This window comes from Psychrosphaera sp. F3M07, from assembly GCF_018860345.1.
GTDB lineage: Bacteria > Pseudomonadota > Gammaproteobacteria > Enterobacterales > Alteromonadaceae > Psychrosphaera > Psychrosphaera aquimarina.
In genome coordinates, this window is record NZ_JAHKPJ010000002.1 from 37569 (window position 1) to 53648 (window position 16080).

A 16080-nucleotide genomic window follows, 5' to 3' on the forward strand; every position below is an offset into this window, starting at 1 on the left:
ACTAATTACGTTGATCAGGATAATCACAGATTATTATTGCGATGTAAACAATAAAAATGCAATTAAAGTGAATTTATATTCAATTGTTGGTTTTTTATCGTGTCCATGCTTTTTTATAAGGCTAACGCATCTTCCAAACTGGGTAATTTATTATCAAAGGTTTTAGGTTGGAATTGTGGCAAAGGTTCATTAATCGCCCATTGAGTAACTTTTCCATCAACAAATTCTATGTTGATCCATTGTAATAAAGTTAAAACTGGGTTGCCTGATGATGTTGTTTGGATGTCATGCCTTGATATGCTCGATGCAAGGGTAACGTTTAATGCTGCAATGATGGCTTCGTTACACTCATTTTTACTTAATATACAGGTGAGTCCCAATAGAGAGACTAATGAAGTGGTCAGTAAATTTAAGTCACCGGCTCTTTTATCAACTTGGATGTAAGTTTCATCAAAAACGGTAAAATTGCATATTCCAGATTCAAAACATTCTTTTTCCATATTTGGAAATAAAGCGGTCACTTGCGCTTTGCTCATGCCTATTTTTAGTTGATTTAGTTGTGTGTCATATTTCTGATTGATATCTGGGATGTCTTCAGTAGAACCAACTTTTAAGATGACAAGATCAGCTTGACTGACACAAGCTGTTAGAAAAGTTAACGTTAGACTTAACATTAACCATTGCAAACCAGATCTTAGCTTTATTAAGTCCTTGTTAAATTTAAAGCCAGTGGGGAATATTTTTAACATTTGTATGTTCCTTTACATAGAGTAATGACCTCCATTAAACAATGAATTGACAATATTTTGAATTGTTAAATTAACTTATTTAAGATCTATAAAGCGAGTAAGAGCCTGTGATACAATTCGGCAATTTAAAATACTTAGTAAGTTGTTGTTTTGCTTGAAGTTCAAGGTTTAACCTGTTTTCGTCAGAATCGCTGTTTGTTTGCTGGTCTCAATTTTGTCTTATCTGAACACCAGATCTGTCAAATTGAAGGGCCAAATGGTGCTGGCAAATCAACTTTGTTAAGAGCAATTTTAGGTCTGTTTAGAGCTGACGAAGGTCAGATAATATGGTCTGGTAAGAGTACAACGCAACAAGCAGAGCTATTTTTACAGCAAGTGTTTTTCTTAGGCCATAAGTTTGCAATTAATTCGGATTTAACGCCATGGCAAAACCTTGAGTTTTGGTCTGCACTTAATCCGACACAAAATGACGACTTTGCTTCTGCGTTAACAAAAGTAGGGCTTACCGGTCTTGAACATATCCCATGCCATTCATTATCGGCCGGTCAACACCGTCGTGTTGCTTTAGCTAGATTATGGCTCACTAATACTAAGTTGTGGGTATTGGATGAACCTTTTACTGCGATAGATAAAAGTGGTGTGCAATTATTACAACAACGCTTTAATTCGCACTTAACATCTGGTGGCATGATTTTATTAACGAGTCACCAAGATTTATCGCAAGAATTTGCTCAGTTACATACGATTAAACTCACTGATAATACTGGTGAGATAATATGAACAATCTCAGCACATCTAAACCACTTTCTTATTGGTCCGCGTTTAAATCTATTTTTATCCGTGAGATTAAATTAGCTTGGCAAAAGCCTACACAATTGGTTCAACCTGTGGTGTTTTTTCTAATTGTTGTTACTTTATTCCCGTTAGGTATCTCACCAGCTCCAAAAACATTACAAATGATAGGGCCTGGGGTTATTTGGATTGCGGCCATTTTAGCCATTATGTTGGTGGTTGAACGTTTATTTAGACAAGATTATCAAGAGGGAACTATTGAAGCATGGTTATTGTCTACTGTGCCGATGTCACTCTTGGTCGGGGCTAAATTACTTGCTGCATGGTTTATCTCATGCTCAGTATTAGTATTAATAACCCCAGTGTTAGCTTTGTTAATGAATATTGAAACGCATGTGATACCGGCTTTGATGTTGAGCTTATTGGTAGGGACTCCAATATTATTGTTTGTTGGCGCTATCGGTAATGCGTTAACGGTAGGCTTGAATCAGGGTGGGGTACTTTTAAGTTTATTAGTATTACCTCTTTACATACCAGTGTTAATATTTGCTACGTCGTTAATTGAAGCCGCGACGTTAAATATGAGTTACACAGGTCAAATGTCTATTTTGATCAGTATGTTATTAGTGAGTTGTTTTTTCGCTCCGGTTGCTATCGCAGCCGCTTTAAAAAATACGGTGAATTAAGTTATGTGGAAATGGTTACATCCCTACGCAAAAGCAGAAACTACCTATAAGTTGTGTTATCGCTTATTGCCATACTTTTCTTGGTTAGCGGTGATCACATTAGTGTCAGGTTCTATTTGGGGACTTTTTTATGCGCCTTCAGACTATCAACAAGGCGATAGCTTTCGAATTATTTATTTCCATGTACCAACGGCAATTTGGTCAATGGGCGCTTATACCTCAATGGCCATTTGTGGGTTGATTGGCATAGTTTGGCAAATTAGAAATGCTGAACTCGCGGTTTATGCCATTGCGCCCGTTGGCGCGGCCTTTACTTTTTTAGCGCTGATTAGTGGTGCCATTTGGGGGAAACCTATGTGGGGCGCTTGGTGGGTTTGGGACGCCAGATTAACGTCAGAATTAATCCTATTGTTTTTATACCTAGGGGTTATTGCTTTATATAATTCTTTTGAAGATAAACGGACAGCGGCAAGAGCATCATCTATTTTGGCCATCGTTGGGGTAATCAATGTGCCTATCATCCATTACTCGGTTGAGTGGTGGAATACATTACATCAAGGGGCTTCTATAACTAAGTTAGATAAACCATCCATATCACCAGATATGTTGTGGCCATTATTATTGAACATTTCTGGCTTTCTGTTCGTATTAGCAGCATTAGTCTGTTTAAGACTAGCAAATCAAATTTTGATAAATGATGCACGTCGTCCTTGGGTAAAGGCAATGGTTAGTGAAAAAACTAACAAAGCAGAGCAATCTAAAAATAAAGCCACCTTAGCGGATAAGGAATAAAAATATGCACTTTAATTCTATTTCTGAAGCTTTAGCGATGGGTGGATACGGCCCTTATGTATGGTCAACCGTTGGGATTGTGATAGCCGTTCTATTATTTTTGATTATTCACTCAATGACCGCCAAAAAACGTACATTAACCATGTTAAGACTTGAGCAAGAGCGTGCGGATAAAATTGCATTGGCTAAGCAGTCTAATGACGATTATCAATCAAAACCAAATCATAATTAATCGAAAGTAAGATCAAAACCATGAACCCACGTAGAAAAAAGAGACTGTTTATTATTGCTGCTTCTATTAGTTTTTTAGGGGCCGCAACTGGTTTAATGTTGTATGGCTTAAGCCAAAATATTGATTTGTTCTATACCCCTAGTGAAATTTTACAAGGTAAAGATTTAGGCAACGGTAAAATTGGTGCTAAACCACAAATTGGTCAACGTCTAAGAATTGGCGGTATGGTTGTAGAGGGCAGTGTGGTTCGCAGTGAGCACAACTTAGATGTGTCATTTAGGCTGACAGACACGGGGCCTGAAGTAACCGTGAAATACACTGGGATCTTGCCAGACTTATTCCGTGAAGGGCAAGGTATTGTGGCGCAAGGCATTTTAATCAGTGCTGATACGATTGAAGCAACGGAAGTATTAGCAAAACATGATGAAGAATATATGCCGCCAGAATTAGCTGAAAAGATGAAAGGCATAAAACACGTTAAGCCAGAATACTAAGTTCAGACTGCAACCAGATGAACTTGACCTTTTCTCGTTTTAAACCCTATAGATTTATTTAAATAACAAGAAACTACTATGATCCCAGAACTCGGTAATTTTGCTTTATATATCGCATTTGCATTAAGTATCTTATTGTCGATATTCCCAGCAATTGGTGTAAGACAAAACAATGCAAGACTCATGGCAATGGCGCCAAATCTTTCCATAGGGTTATTTGTATTTACCTTATTCTCATTCTCTTGTTTGGTTTACGCATTTTTAACTGATGATTTCACGGTTGTGAATGTGGCACAAAACTCAAATTCTGCATTGCCAAACCAATATAAATTTGCGGCCAGCTTTGGAAGTCACGAAGGCTCATTTTTGCTTTGGTTGTTAATGCAATCAGGTTGGTTATTCGCGGTGGCTATTATGTCTAAAGGCTTACCAGTTGATATGCGAACTCGAATATTAACGGTATTAGGCTGGGTATGTGTTGGTTTTTACGCGTATATCATTATCTCGTCTAATCCTTTTGAACGTACATTGCCTTACTTCCCTGTTGATGGGCGGGATTTAAATCCGTTATTACAAGATATTGGCATGATCATTCACCCACCTTTGTTATACATGGGATATGTTGGTTTATCCGTTAGTTTTGCATTTGCTATTGCTGCTTTATTAAGTGGCAACTTAGATTCAACGTGGGCTAAATGGTCACGTCCTTGGACTGCAGCTGCCTGGGCATTTTTAACTTTAGGTATCACAGTTGGCTCTTGGTGGGCTTATTCTGAGCTTGGCTGGGGCGGCTGGTGGTTTTGGGATCCGGTTGAAAACGCATCCTTCATGCCATGGTTAGTGGCTACCGCTTTATTACATTCATTAGCGGTATCCGAAAAACGGAATGCCTTTAAAAGCTGGACCGTGTTTTTAGCGATAGCGGCATTCTCCTTAAGTTTGTTAGGCACGTTTTTAGTTCGTTCAGGCGTTATCGTTTCAGTTCATGCTTTTGCTAGCGATCCGGAACGAGGGATCTTTATTTTAATACTATTAGCCTTAGTGATTGGCGGTAGTTTATTACTTTACAGTTTAAGAGCTGGCAATATTAAAAGCTTTGGTAAGTTCTCAATTTTCTCAAGAGAGTCCATGTTGTGGGGTAACAACGTATTGTTAATTGCCGCGACTATGGTGGTATTGATGGGTACATTATTACCTTTGGTACATAAAGAAATTGGTTTAGGTACTATTTCCATTGGCGAACCATTTTTTAATCAAATGTTTACCTACTTAATCGTCCCTTTTGCCTTATTGCTTGGTATCGCGCCTTTGGTGCGTTGGAAACAAGATAAACTGAATAACTTTGTTACTAAGCCTGTAGTAGTCATTATCAGCAGTGTCGTGCTGACATTATTGTGGTTAAAAGTTGAATTTAATGACATTAATTTGCTGGCTGCGCTGGGGACATGTTTAGCGGTTTGGGTTGTATTGTTTACCTTGTTAGAATTAAAACAAACGTCAAAGAAAGTATCTTTATTTAAACTGCCATTAAGTCATTACTCTATGAGTTTAGGCCATATAGGTTTAGCGTTTGTTATTGCCGGCGTCGCTTTAACCTCGCAGTATTCTGTAGAGCGTGATGTAAAAATGAATACAGGCGATTCAGCTGAACTTCGTGGGTATCAATTTACCTTTGATAAAATTAAAAATATTGAAGGTCCTAATTACGATGGTTGGGCAGCCGTAATCTCAGTAACCAAACAAGATAAGCCAGTTGCTACCATGTTGGCAGAAAAACGTTTTTATCCAGTTCAACGTAATACCATGACAGAAGCCGCCATTGATGATGGTTTCTTCCGTGATATTTATATTTCTTTAGGGGAACGACTACCTGATGGTGCTTGGGCATTACGATTATACGTAAAACCATATGTTCGCTGGATTTGGTTAGGTGGCATCATAGTCGCATTTGCCGGTGGTCTAACGTTATTTGATCGCCGTTATAGAAATAAAAACGTTGCAAAAGTAACTGCACAATAAGAGTAAATAAGATTATGACTAAAAAGATAAATTTTAGATTTTTACCCTTAGTAGTATTTGTACTTTTACTTGGGTTTTTATTAAAAGGTTTGTTTAGTGATCCAAGCGAACGTGACTCGGCACTAATTGGTAAATCATTCCCACAGTTTGAGTTACCGGATTTAAATTCCAATAACAAAATGCATACCCCAGAAACATTATTAACTGAGCCTGTATTAGTGAATGTGTGGGGAACCTGGTGCACAACCTGTAAATACGAGTTACCGTTTTTGACTAAGTTAGCCAATGAGTATGATGTTAAAATAGTAGGCCTGTATTACGACCAAAATCACGCTCCAGAGTTTGGTGAGTATGCGGATATTCCAACCATTAGAGTTGAAGTGAAAGAAATGTTGGCCCGTTTGGGTAACCCTTATCAATATAATATTTTGGATTTAGATCGCAGCTTGTCTTTAGATTTAGGTGTTACTGGTGCGCCTGAGTCATTTTTGATTGATGCCAATGGCATCGTTAGGATGCATCACATGGGTGATGTTAATGAACGAATTTGGCGTGAAAAGTTAGCCCCTGTTTGGAATGAGATCAGCCAATGAATAAATTTGTTATTACCATAGGGTTATTGCTGCTAAGCAATATTGCTCAAGCGACGACAGAAGATCAAATAAGCTTTAAGTCGGAACAACAAAAACAGTTATATTTAGAATTAACTGCAGAATTACGTTGTCCTAAATGTCAGAATCAAAATATCGCGGACTCAAATGCAGTCGTAGCCAAAGATATGCGCGTTAAAACAAAACAGCTGTTAGATGAAGGACAAAACAAACAACAGGTTATTGATTATATGATTAATCGTTATGGTCAGTTTGCTCATTATCAGCCGCCATTTAACGTAGCCACAAGTATGTTATGGCTTCTACCTATCGGGTTTATTTTATTTGCGGGCTTTGTCCAAGTTAAGCGCAGTAAGTCAAAACAACAGGTTGATGAGCCAACTAATTTGTCTGATTTAGACGATGAATTAGCTCAATTATTAGTCAGTGATTCAAACAACAAAATTGATACTTCTGCATCTAACAATGCGAAGACAGAAGCTAATGTAAAGGACATTAAATAATGATGACTTCATTTTGGTTAGCAGCCATATTTATGCTGTTAGTTGCCTGTATTTTTGTATTAGTTCCTATGTTTACTTACCAAAATAAAGTGTCTAAATCAGGGCAAACGTCAGATTGGTTTCATGCTCGTGAACAAGAGTTAGCAAAAGAATATGGCCTAGGTAAATACACAGAACAAGAATACAAAGATGCATTAACAGAATTAAAGTTAACAGCAAAAGATGAATTAACAACTCAAGCGAATGCAATAACAGACGTGCGTGAGAATAAAGTAATTAAACCTTATTTATACACAGCGGCCATTGGTTTAGTTGTCGTGGTTATTGGGTTTTATGCTTATAAAGGACTTTATCAGCAAGTTGATGATTGGCAGAAGACATTGTTAAAAATGCCTGAGTTAAGTAAAAAGGTTATTGAGAACTTAGACTCAGAAGTATCACAAACACAATTGCAGGAGTTTGCTTTAGGATTACGCACCAAACTCTCAGCAACCACCAGTGAAGATTATATTGGTTGGATGATACTAGGTAGAGTCTTAATGTCGTTACAAGATGTTGATGGTGCTTTATCCTCGTTTGAAAAGTCATATAACTTACAACGTAGTAATGTATCCAATACCGTCAGTTTTGCTCAAGCTTTACAAATGAAAGGGGAAGAGTTTGAGATCAAACGATCGTTAACATTATTACAAGAAGCCATGGTGTTTCAGCCTGATAATGAATTAGCGGTGATTTTATTTGGTGAAGGTAACTTTATGTTAGAACGTTTTGACATTGCCAAACAAGGTTTTGAATTTGCGTTACAAATTTTAGATAAACAAGATCCACGTATCGAGCTTATAAAAGATAGATTGGAATTTATTGAACAACAACTCACACCTAAAAATATACGTTCGATACAAGTCTCAGTCTCTGTTATACCTGAGCTGAACAGTCAACTAGAACAATTTAGCCATGTATTTATATTTGCTAAAACGGATCAAATGCCGATGCCAATAGCAGTGAAAAAACTGCCACTCACTACGATGCCAATAAACGTGAGTCTTTCAGACACTGACATGATGATAGAGGGCCAGAAGTTATCGGATTATGCGCAAGTAAATGTATTTGCTCGTTTATCGGTTGATGAAAATGCACCTTTTGAACAAGGTGACTGGCAGGGCAGTTTATTAAACATCAGTACCTCAGAATCTGAAACCATCAATACCGTTATCATTAATAAGGAATATAAATAATGCAGTTTTTTAATCGGGCTACTTTGTTAGTGTTATTAATATTAGTGACGAGTGGCTGTACAACTAACTCGGAACAGCAAAAACAACAAGCCGCCACCAATGATACGGCGATGGTGCAAGACTTCTCGGACCCTAGAGACCCATTCGAAACGGTGAACAGAGAATTATGGGACTTTAACTGGAATATATTAGATAAATACTTATTAAGACCATTAGCAGTAGGTTATTCAGAATACTTACCACAACCAGCGCAAACAGGGGTAAGAAACTTTGTCACTAACTTAGAAGAACCTGGTTATGCGTTAAACAGCCTATTACAAGGTAAAGTGAAAAAATCAGGTACGGCAGCAGGACGTTTTGTTATTAACTCCACCATTGGCATACTTGGTATATTTGACGTTGCAAAATATATAGGTTTAGAACAGCACAAAGAAGACTTTGGGCAAACGATGGCGGTTGCTGGGGTTGGTAACGGTCCTTACGCAATGATCCCTGTGTACGGTCCTACAACGGCTCGTGACTTTTCTGGTGACTTCGTTGATGGCATGATCTTTCCTTTGTATTTATTAACTTGGCCAGAGTCGATACTTAAACTAGGGGTGAAAGCGATTTATACTCGTGCCGATTTGTTACAACAAGAAAGAATGATAAACAGCTCAACCGACAGTTATATCTTTGTTAAAGAAGTGTATTACCAAAGTCAGAACTTTAAGATCCATGACGGTAATCCCCCGCTGAAAAAAGAAGAAGAGTTTGATGAAGCGTTTTTAGATGAAATAGATTAATTTCGTTTAATGTAAAACTGCTTAGGAAAAACAAAAAAGCCATTTAATAAATATAAATTAAATGGCTTTTTTTGTTTAAGGCTTTAGGGCTATAAGCCATAAGCCATAAGCCATAAGCTATAAGGTTATAAGGCTTTCCAGTTTTAAGGCTTTAACGCCTTATCACCACGCCCGATACCAACCACACCAGAACGAACGGTTTCAATGATATTGCCATTTTCACGCATCACATCGATAAAGGCTTCAACCTTTTCTGAGGTTCCCAGTAACTGTACTGTGTAAATCTTGGCCGTTACGTCGATAATCTGACCGCGGAAAATGTCAGAACAACGTTTTATCTCTTCACGTTGTTCATTATTTTCAGCTAACATTTTTACCAGAACAATTTCTCGTTCTACATTAGGGCGTTCAGTCAATTCACGTACTTTTAATACGTCCACAAGTTTATTTACTTGTTTGGTAATTTGCTCAAGTACGCGTTCATCACCACGGGTGCTAATGGTGATACGAGATAAGGTTTCATCATCAGTTTTAGCAACCGTTAAACTTTCAATGTTATAACCACGTTGCGAAAACAAGCCTACAATTCTCGATAAGGCACCAGGTTCATTTTCTAATAGGATAGATAAAATACGACGCATTATTTGTTCTCCCCATCTTTAGTTGCCAATACCATATCGTCAATTTTACCGCCTTTAATTTGCATAGGATATACATGGGCAGTAGGGTCAACATTGATGTCTAAGAATACTAATTTGTCTTTCATCGCGAATGCTTTTTCCATTACATCTTTTAGCTCAGCTGGATCAGATACGCGCATGCCTACATGCCCATAAGCTTCTGCAAGTTTCACAAAATCAGGTAATGAGTCCATATAAGAATGAGAGTGACGTCCGTCGTAGAACATAGACTGCCATTGTTTTACCATACCTAACGAACTGTTGTTGATATTAATGATCTTAACCGGAATGCCATATTGCAAACAGGTTGCTAATTCTTGAATATTCATTTGAATGGAGCCATCACCCGTTACACAAGCAACATAACTGTCAGGGAAAGCTAATTTAACCCCCATAGCCGCTGGTAAACCAAAGCCCATTGTTCCTAGACCGCCGGAATTAATCCACTGTCTTGGTTTTTTAAATGGATAATACATGGCCGCGAACATCTGGTGCTGACCAACGTCTGAGGTCACATATGCATCACCATTAGTTACTTCGTATAAACACTCAATAACTTGTTGCGGCATGATTTGTTCAGGCGATTTTTTATAACCTAAGCTATCAACTTCACGCCATTGATCAATCTGACTCCACCATTTGGCCATTTCATCTTTGTCGTTATCTATATCCGCACGTTCTATTAAGTCTAAAACTTGTTGTAGAACACGTTTGGCGCCACCAACAACAGGTACATGTGCTTGAATGGTTTTGGAGATAGAAGTTGGATCAACGTCAACATGAACGATAGTGGCGTTTGGACAGAATTTTTTGACGTTGTTTGTAACACGGTCATCAAAACGGGCACCAACAGCAAAAATAAGATCGGCGTTGTGCATCACTTTATTCGCTTCGTAAGTACCGTGCATACCTAACATTCCTACAAACTGAGGATGTACTCCAGATATGCCGCCAAGTCCCATCAGAGTATTGGTCACTGGGATATTTAATTTTTCTGCTAATGACGTTAGTTCAGTTGATGCGTCCGCAGAAATAATGCCACCACCAGTATAAAGAACAGGGCGTTTAGCATTACATAATAATTCAACCGCTTTTTTAATTTGGCGTGGATGACCTTTAGAAGACGGTTTATACGAGCGGATGTTAATATCTTTAGGTAAGTTATATGGCGCTTTAATTAAAGGATTAACTATGTCTTTTGGTAAATCCACCACAACAGGACCTGGACGACCTGTGCGCGCAATATAATAAGCTTTAGCAATAGCTTCTGGAATGTCTTCTGCTCGTTTAACCAAAAAACTATGTTTAACGATAGGACGTGAACAACCTACCATATCAGTTTCTTGGAAAGCATCTTCACCAATAACGGTAGTAGGTACTTGACCTGATAAAACAACAAGAGGGATTGAATCCATGTATGCAGTAGCAATACCTGTAATGGTATTGGTTGCACCCGGACCAGAAGTAACGAGTACAGAGCCGACATCACCGGTTGCTCTTGCATAACCATCCGCAGCATGCACGGCAGCTTGTTCGTGACGAACAAGAATGTGCTCTATAGCTTGGTGTTCAAACAAGGCATCATAAATATCTAAAACGGCACCACCGGGATAGCCAAATAAATACTTAACGCCAAGTTCTTCCAATGACTTAACCACCATTTGGGCGCCAGATAACATTGGCGTTTCTTCTTTCTCCATACTTCAATACTCTCTTATTATTCTGTTGATCGTAGCTAGTTACGTTTTTACTCTAATTCAATTGGAAAATACACCCCTAATTAAGCATTTCTTTAAATAAATTTAGGTCTAAAGTAATAAAATATGATTTACTAAACATTCACTCAAATTGCATAAATACCTAAAGCTAACCTTAATGATTGAAATTAAACATTTAAGCCCATTAAAATTATCGGAGCTAATGAATCGGTTAGACTTTTTTCGTGCCTTGGATCCTATCGACAAAAAACACTTAGTTGAAAAACATTTGATTAAAGTTCGAAGTTATCGACAAGGTGAATATTTAATAGAGTACGGTGAACACGGCGATGAGTTTTTTATGTTAATGGCAGGTATTTTAGATGTAAAAACTGCCAACGGTAATAAAGTCGCAGAAATAGAACCAGGACAAGTTTTTGGTGAAGTGGCATTTATATTAAATGAGAAAAGAACCGCATCCATCGTAGCAAGCGAAGATGTGGTCGTGATGTTGTTAGATCACAAAACGTTAAAAATGATGCCTGTAAATGTACGAGATAAAATAAAAGATAAATTGATTGCGGGTTTAGTCAATCGGGTATCAGAACTTAATTCTAAATTAGAGCGATTCATTTTATAACATATAAAATACATGGACTTTACGTCGGTTATTAACCCGGGATATATACTAGCCCAAAACTAGGAATGGAGACAGAAACGCTGTATAGTTCGGCCGTTTTTTGTCGAGAATGAAGTTGTAATGAAAGAAAAGATTTTATATTTAATAGTTGTATGTGTCATTTTTGTCGCGCTTGTCGTTGGATTACAAAATATAGAGTCAGGTTCTTTATTTGGCTCTAGCGGTGGAGGTGGCTCTCGAGCTATGTCTATAGAAATGACTATGGCACCGGCAGAAGTCACTACGACTATTTCAGAATTAAAAGCCTATCGACCTCATTTAAGTGAAACTTGCTTATATGGCGCTGCTATGATGTTAAATGATTTAGGGGCGGAAGCAAAACAAGCGATTGATAGGGAAGGCAAGTGTATTCATACGTTAGTGTTATTCATTGCCAGAGAAAAGCATTTGGAGCACCAACTTAAAATTGATTCGGCTAAATTGTCTGAGCTAGAGTCTTTAGCTAATCAATCTGAATAACCCTTTCTGCCTCTATAGTAATAGAGGCTTCTTATTAAAATAACTGCTCCAGCTCTTTTATTGTCACTTTATCTGGCAAATCAGAATTAGCTAAAAAACGCATTTTTTTAGCCAGTTGTTTACCTGTGATAGGGCGATATCTTCTAATGAAAGGAAGATACTTCAAACCAATAAATAACCAAATTGCAATTTTTTCACCGACCCTAAGTTGCTCTCTTTTTCCGGCTAAAAACGAAGGTCTCACAATGATCACTTTATGCCAATTCATGGAAATTAAATTTTGCTCTAATTGTCCTTTGAGCTGCAGATAAAATGAAGGTGAATCTTGTTTTGCACCTGTCGAGGATACAAGTATTACTTTATTTACACCGTTATTCAGGGCATAGGTGGCTATTTCACTTGGTAAATCTAAGTCGACTTTTATTTGATTTAATTTACTGCCAGCTTGTTTTAACGTGGTACCAATACAGCAAAATAATTCATCACCAGCTAACTTCTCATGCCAATTAACCACATTGCTGAAATTAACCACATGTTGAATGAGTTTGTTGTTTGGGTCAGCGTCAATAGGAAGTGACATTAAGCGGCGAACAAAAATATGTACAACTTGGTAATTATCATCAAGTAATAACTGTCTGGTTAATTGTTTTCCTACCAGCCCAGTTGCGCCGATTATTAATGCTGTTTTATTTTCCATAATAAAATTAATTCCCTAGTCGTTAAGCTTTTGACTAAACCTTAATACTGGCTTTCAAACCAGCTTTCTAATATAACCGCAGCAGATTGTGCGTCAATATTCCCTTTCTTTAAATTTTTGAAACCACCTCGTTCAAACAAGGTGGCTTTTGCATCTACAGTCGTTAAACGTTCATCATGAGTTGTCACTTGCACGCCAAAGCGGCCATGTAAACGGTTGGCAAATTTTCTGGCTCGGACGGTAATATCTTGATCGGTTCCATCCATATTCAATGGTAAACCCACGACAACTAAATCCGGTTGCCATTCCGTTAACAACTTTCCGACCTCATCCCAATTGGGAACACCATCTTTTGCTTTGAAGGCTTTTAGTGGAGATGCAGTGCCCGTTAACATTTGGCCAATTGCAAAGCCGATTGAACCTGTACCAAAATCCACACCGATGACGGTTTTAACATCCATTACGTTGTATCCATTTAATATATAAGCATGTTCAATTATGCGTGACCTGAAAAGGCCGTTAACTGTTCTACATTAATACCAAGCTTTTGCACGGCTTTTTCCCAGCGTTCTTCCACTGGAACATCAAAAATTAAGTTTGGATCAGCATCAATGGTTAACCAAGTATTGTCAGCTAATTCTTGCTCTAACTGCCCCGCAGTCCAGCCAGCATAACCTAAAGTCATGATGTACTTTTCTGGGCCTGCATCAGTTGCTAAGTTAGGCAGAATATCTTTGGATGTCGTTACATTAATTTGGTCTTGTAACTGCAAACTAGAAGACCATTTTTTATCACCGTTATGCAAAATAAAACCACGATCAGTTTGCACTGGGCCTCCAGACATCACATGGTTACTGTTTAATTCAATGTTGGCTTCTGAATCATCATCTTCAATATGCATCTCTAATAACACTTTGTTGATGGCAATATCAGTGCTTTTATTAATCACTAACCCCATAGCACCTTCATCATCATGCTCGCAAACATAAATAACAGTGCGTCCAAAATATGAGTCATCCAGGGCAGGCATCGCAATTAAAAATTGATTGGCTAAACTGGTCATGGATGAATGTTGATTCGGCATATTCGCTCCTTAGTTAGCAGACTCTATTTTTTTAGCTCTAAACGACGTTCAATGGCATCAAATAAGTGGCCAGTAATGCTAATGTCATAAGCTGCTTCAATTTCTTTAATACATGTAGGGCTTGTTACATTGATTTCAGTGACACCTTCGCCAATGACATCTAATCCAACAAAGATAAGACCTTTCTCTTTAAGTTTTGGTCCAATAGCTCGAGCAATGCGCCAATCTGACTCGCTCAGAGGTCTAGCTTCTCCACGACCACCAGCGGCTAAATTACCGCGAGTTTCACCTTTGGCTGGAATACGAGCTAGGCAATATGGCATAGGCTCACCATCAACGATTAAAATACGTTTATCACCATTTGAAATATCCGGAATAAAAGCTTGGATCATGGCGTAACAAGTGCCGTGATTAGTTAAGGTTTCAATTATAACGCCTAAATTAGGATCCTGTGGTTTAACACGGAATATGGATGAACCACCCATGCCATCAAGCGGTTTTAAAATAATGTCTTTATGCTCAGCGTAAAACTCTCTAATTTGTTTATCAGAGCGAGTAACCAATGTTGGCGGAATATGTTCTGAGAACCAGCTCGTAAATAGCTTTTCGTTAGCATCACGTAAGCTTTGTGGTTTATTAACGATTAAGCTGCCTTCATCTTCTGCACGTTCTAACATGTAAGTTGAATAAACAAACTCAGTATCAAATGGTGGATCTTTACGCATTAATATGACGTTTAAGTCTGACAATGGCATGGTTTGCACATCACCTAGATTGTAATAATCATCGGCATCATTTTTAACGCTCAACGGTTTAGCATTACCAAATGCACGGCCATTTAATAAAAATAAGTCTGCCATTTCTAGGTAATACAGTTCGTAACCACGCCCTTGGGCTTCAAGTAACATAGCAAAACTGGAGTCTTTTTTAATATTAATGTCCGCAATCGGATCCATTACAATACCAAGTTTAATAGTCATTATTTTTCCTAATAATTAGAGTTATGCTAAGTCGCCAAATTGTAATTGCAACGCAGATAATAGCGTTAATGCGGCGGTTTCTGTTCGTAAAATTCGTGGGCCTAATAATATCTCTTGATAACCCGCTGACACAGCCTGTTCTATTTCGTGGTCATTTAATCCACCTTCTGGGCCAATAATAAATCGAACGCCAGAATCAGGAATAACCAGACCTTTTACAGTAGTGGAGGCTCTTGGGTGTAAATTCAACTTTAACTGATCAGATTGTTGCGTTAAAAACTCAGTTATCTGTATTGGTTTGTGAATGGTTGGAATAGTGGCTCGGCCACTTTGTTCACAAGCTGCAATCGCAATTTTTTGCCACTGACCATGTTTTTTATCTAAACGCTCGCCGGATAGCTTTACCCCACAACGTTCAGTGAATATAGGTGTGATATCCGTAATCCCTAATTCAACCGACTTTTGTATAGTAAAATCCATTTTATCGCCACGGGAAATACCTTGGGCTAAATGTACTTTTAGTGGGGATTCATTAGTGACCGGATGTTGTGATACAACATTTACCACCACATTTTTTTTGGTCACTTCTGTAATTTCAGCATCATAATCATTGCCATCACCATTAAACAATACGATCGATTGGCCCATTTGCATGCGTAATACACGACCAACATGATTAGCCGCTTCGGGTTCTAAATTAACTCTGGTGTTAACAGAGAGGGCGCTTGAGTGATAAATTCGAGAAGTTCGCATACAAAATTTTCAAGTGTTTAGACGTTAACCTGATCATATCAAGCTATTGAAAATCTTTATATCACAACTTTAACTAAGCTAATGTTTTTTGAATTATTGTTTGATCAGAGTCATTCTTTAGGTATTAGTTGA

The 16080-nt window shown here is 38.0% G+C and carries 20 protein-coding genes; 12 read left to right on the forward strand and 8 right to left on the reverse strand.

Going from position 1 to position 16080, the window contains the following annotated elements; translation table 11 throughout:
• Positions 1-113 precede the first annotated feature (113 nt).
• The gene (locus KO505_RS00450) at positions 114-749 is read right to left on the reverse strand and encodes a hypothetical protein (protein WP_216053467.1); all 636 of its coding nucleotides are present in this window, start codon (positions 747-749) and stop codon (positions 114-116) included.
• Between the two features lie 150 nt (positions 750-899).
• Between KO505_RS00450 and ccmA the strand changes: the two genes are divergently transcribed.
• The 10 genes from ccmA to KO505_RS00500 all read left to right on the forward strand — a co-directional run bounded on the left by ccmA (position 900) and on the right by KO505_RS00500 (position 8898).
• Positions 900-1529, forward strand: a complete 630-nt coding sequence (ccmA, locus tag KO505_RS00455; RefSeq protein WP_216053468.1) for a cytochrome c biogenesis heme-transporting ATPase CcmA — start codon at positions 900-902, stop codon at positions 1527-1529.
• Positions 1526-2227, forward strand: coding sequence for a heme exporter protein CcmB (gene ccmB / locus KO505_RS00460; protein WP_216053469.1), 702 nt, complete (start codon positions 1526-1528; stop codon positions 2225-2227). Before ccmA ends, ccmB begins: the two co-directional genes overlap by 4 nt.
• A gap of 3 nt (positions 2228-2230) precedes the next feature.
• Positions 2231-3019, forward strand: coding sequence for a heme ABC transporter permease (locus KO505_RS00465; protein ID WP_216053470.1), 789 nt, complete (start codon positions 2231-2233; stop codon positions 3017-3019).
• 4 nt (positions 3020-3023) lie between these two features.
• The gene (ccmD, locus tag KO505_RS00470) at positions 3024-3251 is read left to right on the forward strand and encodes a heme exporter protein CcmD (RefSeq protein ID WP_216053471.1); all 228 of its coding nucleotides are present in this window, start codon (positions 3024-3026) and stop codon (positions 3249-3251) included.
• A gap of 20 nt (positions 3252-3271) precedes the next feature.
• Positions 3272-3745 (forward strand): cytochrome c maturation protein CcmE, encoded by a 474-nt coding sequence (gene ccmE / locus KO505_RS00475; protein WP_216053472.1) that lies wholly within the window; start codon positions 3272-3274, stop codon positions 3743-3745.
• Positions 3746-3823: 78 nt separating this feature from the next.
• Positions 3824-5764 (forward strand): heme lyase CcmF/NrfE family subunit, encoded by a 1941-nt coding sequence (locus KO505_RS00480; protein WP_216053473.1) that lies wholly within the window; start codon positions 3824-3826, stop codon positions 5762-5764.
• Positions 5765-5778: 14 nt separating this feature from the next.
• The gene (locus KO505_RS00485; RefSeq protein WP_216053474.1) at positions 5779-6357 is read left to right on the forward strand and encodes a DsbE family thiol:disulfide interchange protein; all 579 of its coding nucleotides are present in this window, start codon (positions 5779-5781) and stop codon (positions 6355-6357) included.
• On the forward strand, positions 6354-6878 hold the full coding sequence (locus KO505_RS00490; RefSeq protein WP_216053475.1) for a cytochrome c-type biogenesis protein: 525 nt from the start codon (positions 6354-6356) through the stop codon (positions 6876-6878). Before KO505_RS00485 ends, KO505_RS00490 begins: the two co-directional genes overlap by 4 nt.
• Entirely contained in the window at positions 6878-8113 is a 1236-nt protein-coding gene (gene ccmI, locus KO505_RS00495; RefSeq protein ID WP_216053476.1) for a c-type cytochrome biogenesis protein CcmI, read from the forward strand. Before KO505_RS00490 ends, ccmI begins: the two co-directional genes overlap by 1 nt.
• Complete coding sequence (locus KO505_RS00500) at positions 8113-8898, forward strand: VacJ family lipoprotein (RefSeq protein ID WP_216053477.1); 786 nt, start codon at positions 8113-8115, stop codon at positions 8896-8898. The genes ccmI and KO505_RS00500 overlap by 1 nt, the downstream gene beginning before the upstream one ends.
• 143 nt (positions 8899-9041) lie before the next feature.
• Here the strand turns inward: KO505_RS00500 and ilvN are convergent, their stop codons facing one another.
• Complete coding sequence (gene ilvN / locus KO505_RS00505; RefSeq protein ID WP_216053478.1) at positions 9042-9539, reverse strand: acetolactate synthase small subunit; 498 nt, start codon at positions 9537-9539, stop codon at positions 9042-9044.
• Positions 9539-11278 (reverse strand): acetolactate synthase 3 large subunit, encoded by a 1740-nt coding sequence (locus KO505_RS00510; protein WP_216053479.1) that lies wholly within the window; start codon positions 11276-11278, stop codon positions 9539-9541. Before KO505_RS00510 ends, ilvN begins: the two co-directional genes overlap by 1 nt.
• A 175-nt stretch (positions 11279-11453) precedes the next feature.
• Between KO505_RS00510 and KO505_RS00515 the strand changes: the two genes are divergently transcribed.
• Complete coding sequence (locus KO505_RS00515) at positions 11454-11915, forward strand: cyclic nucleotide-binding domain-containing protein (protein ID WP_216053480.1); 462 nt, start codon at positions 11454-11456, stop codon at positions 11913-11915.
• A 120-nt stretch (positions 11916-12035) separates the two neighbouring features.
• Positions 12036-12434, forward strand: coding sequence for a hypothetical protein (locus KO505_RS00520; protein WP_216053481.1), 399 nt, complete (start codon positions 12036-12038; stop codon positions 12432-12434).
• Between the two features lie 34 nt (positions 12435-12468).
• Here the strand turns inward: KO505_RS00520 and KO505_RS00525 are convergent, their stop codons facing one another.
• From KO505_RS00525 to rsmE, 5 genes are read right to left on the reverse strand one after another with little or no spacing between them, the layout of a single operon-like run.
• Positions 12469-13131, reverse strand: a complete 663-nt coding sequence (locus KO505_RS00525; RefSeq protein WP_216053482.1) for an NAD(P)H-binding protein — start codon at positions 13129-13131, stop codon at positions 12469-12471.
• A 41-nt stretch (positions 13132-13172) separates the two neighbouring features.
• Positions 13173-13592 carry a Holliday junction resolvase RuvX gene (ruvX, locus tag KO505_RS00530; RefSeq protein WP_216053483.1) on the reverse strand — a complete coding sequence of 140 codons (420 nt, stop codon included), beginning with the start codon at positions 13590-13592 and terminating at the stop codon, positions 13173-13175.
• 35 nt (positions 13593-13627) lie between these two features.
• Positions 13628-14194 carry a YqgE/AlgH family protein gene (locus KO505_RS00535; protein WP_216053586.1) on the reverse strand — a complete coding sequence of 189 codons (567 nt, stop codon included), beginning with the start codon at positions 14192-14194 and terminating at the stop codon, positions 13628-13630.
• 44 nt (positions 14195-14238) lie between these two features.
• A complete protein-coding gene (gene gshB / locus KO505_RS00540; protein ID WP_216053484.1) occupies positions 14239-15195 on the reverse strand; it encodes a glutathione synthase in 957 nt (318 codons plus the stop codon).
• 21 nt (positions 15196-15216) lie between these two features.
• A complete protein-coding gene (gene rsmE, locus KO505_RS00545; protein WP_216053485.1) occupies positions 15217-15948 on the reverse strand; it encodes a 16S rRNA (uracil(1498)-N(3))-methyltransferase in 732 nt (243 codons plus the stop codon).
• Between the last annotated feature and the right edge of the window lie 132 nt (positions 15949-16080).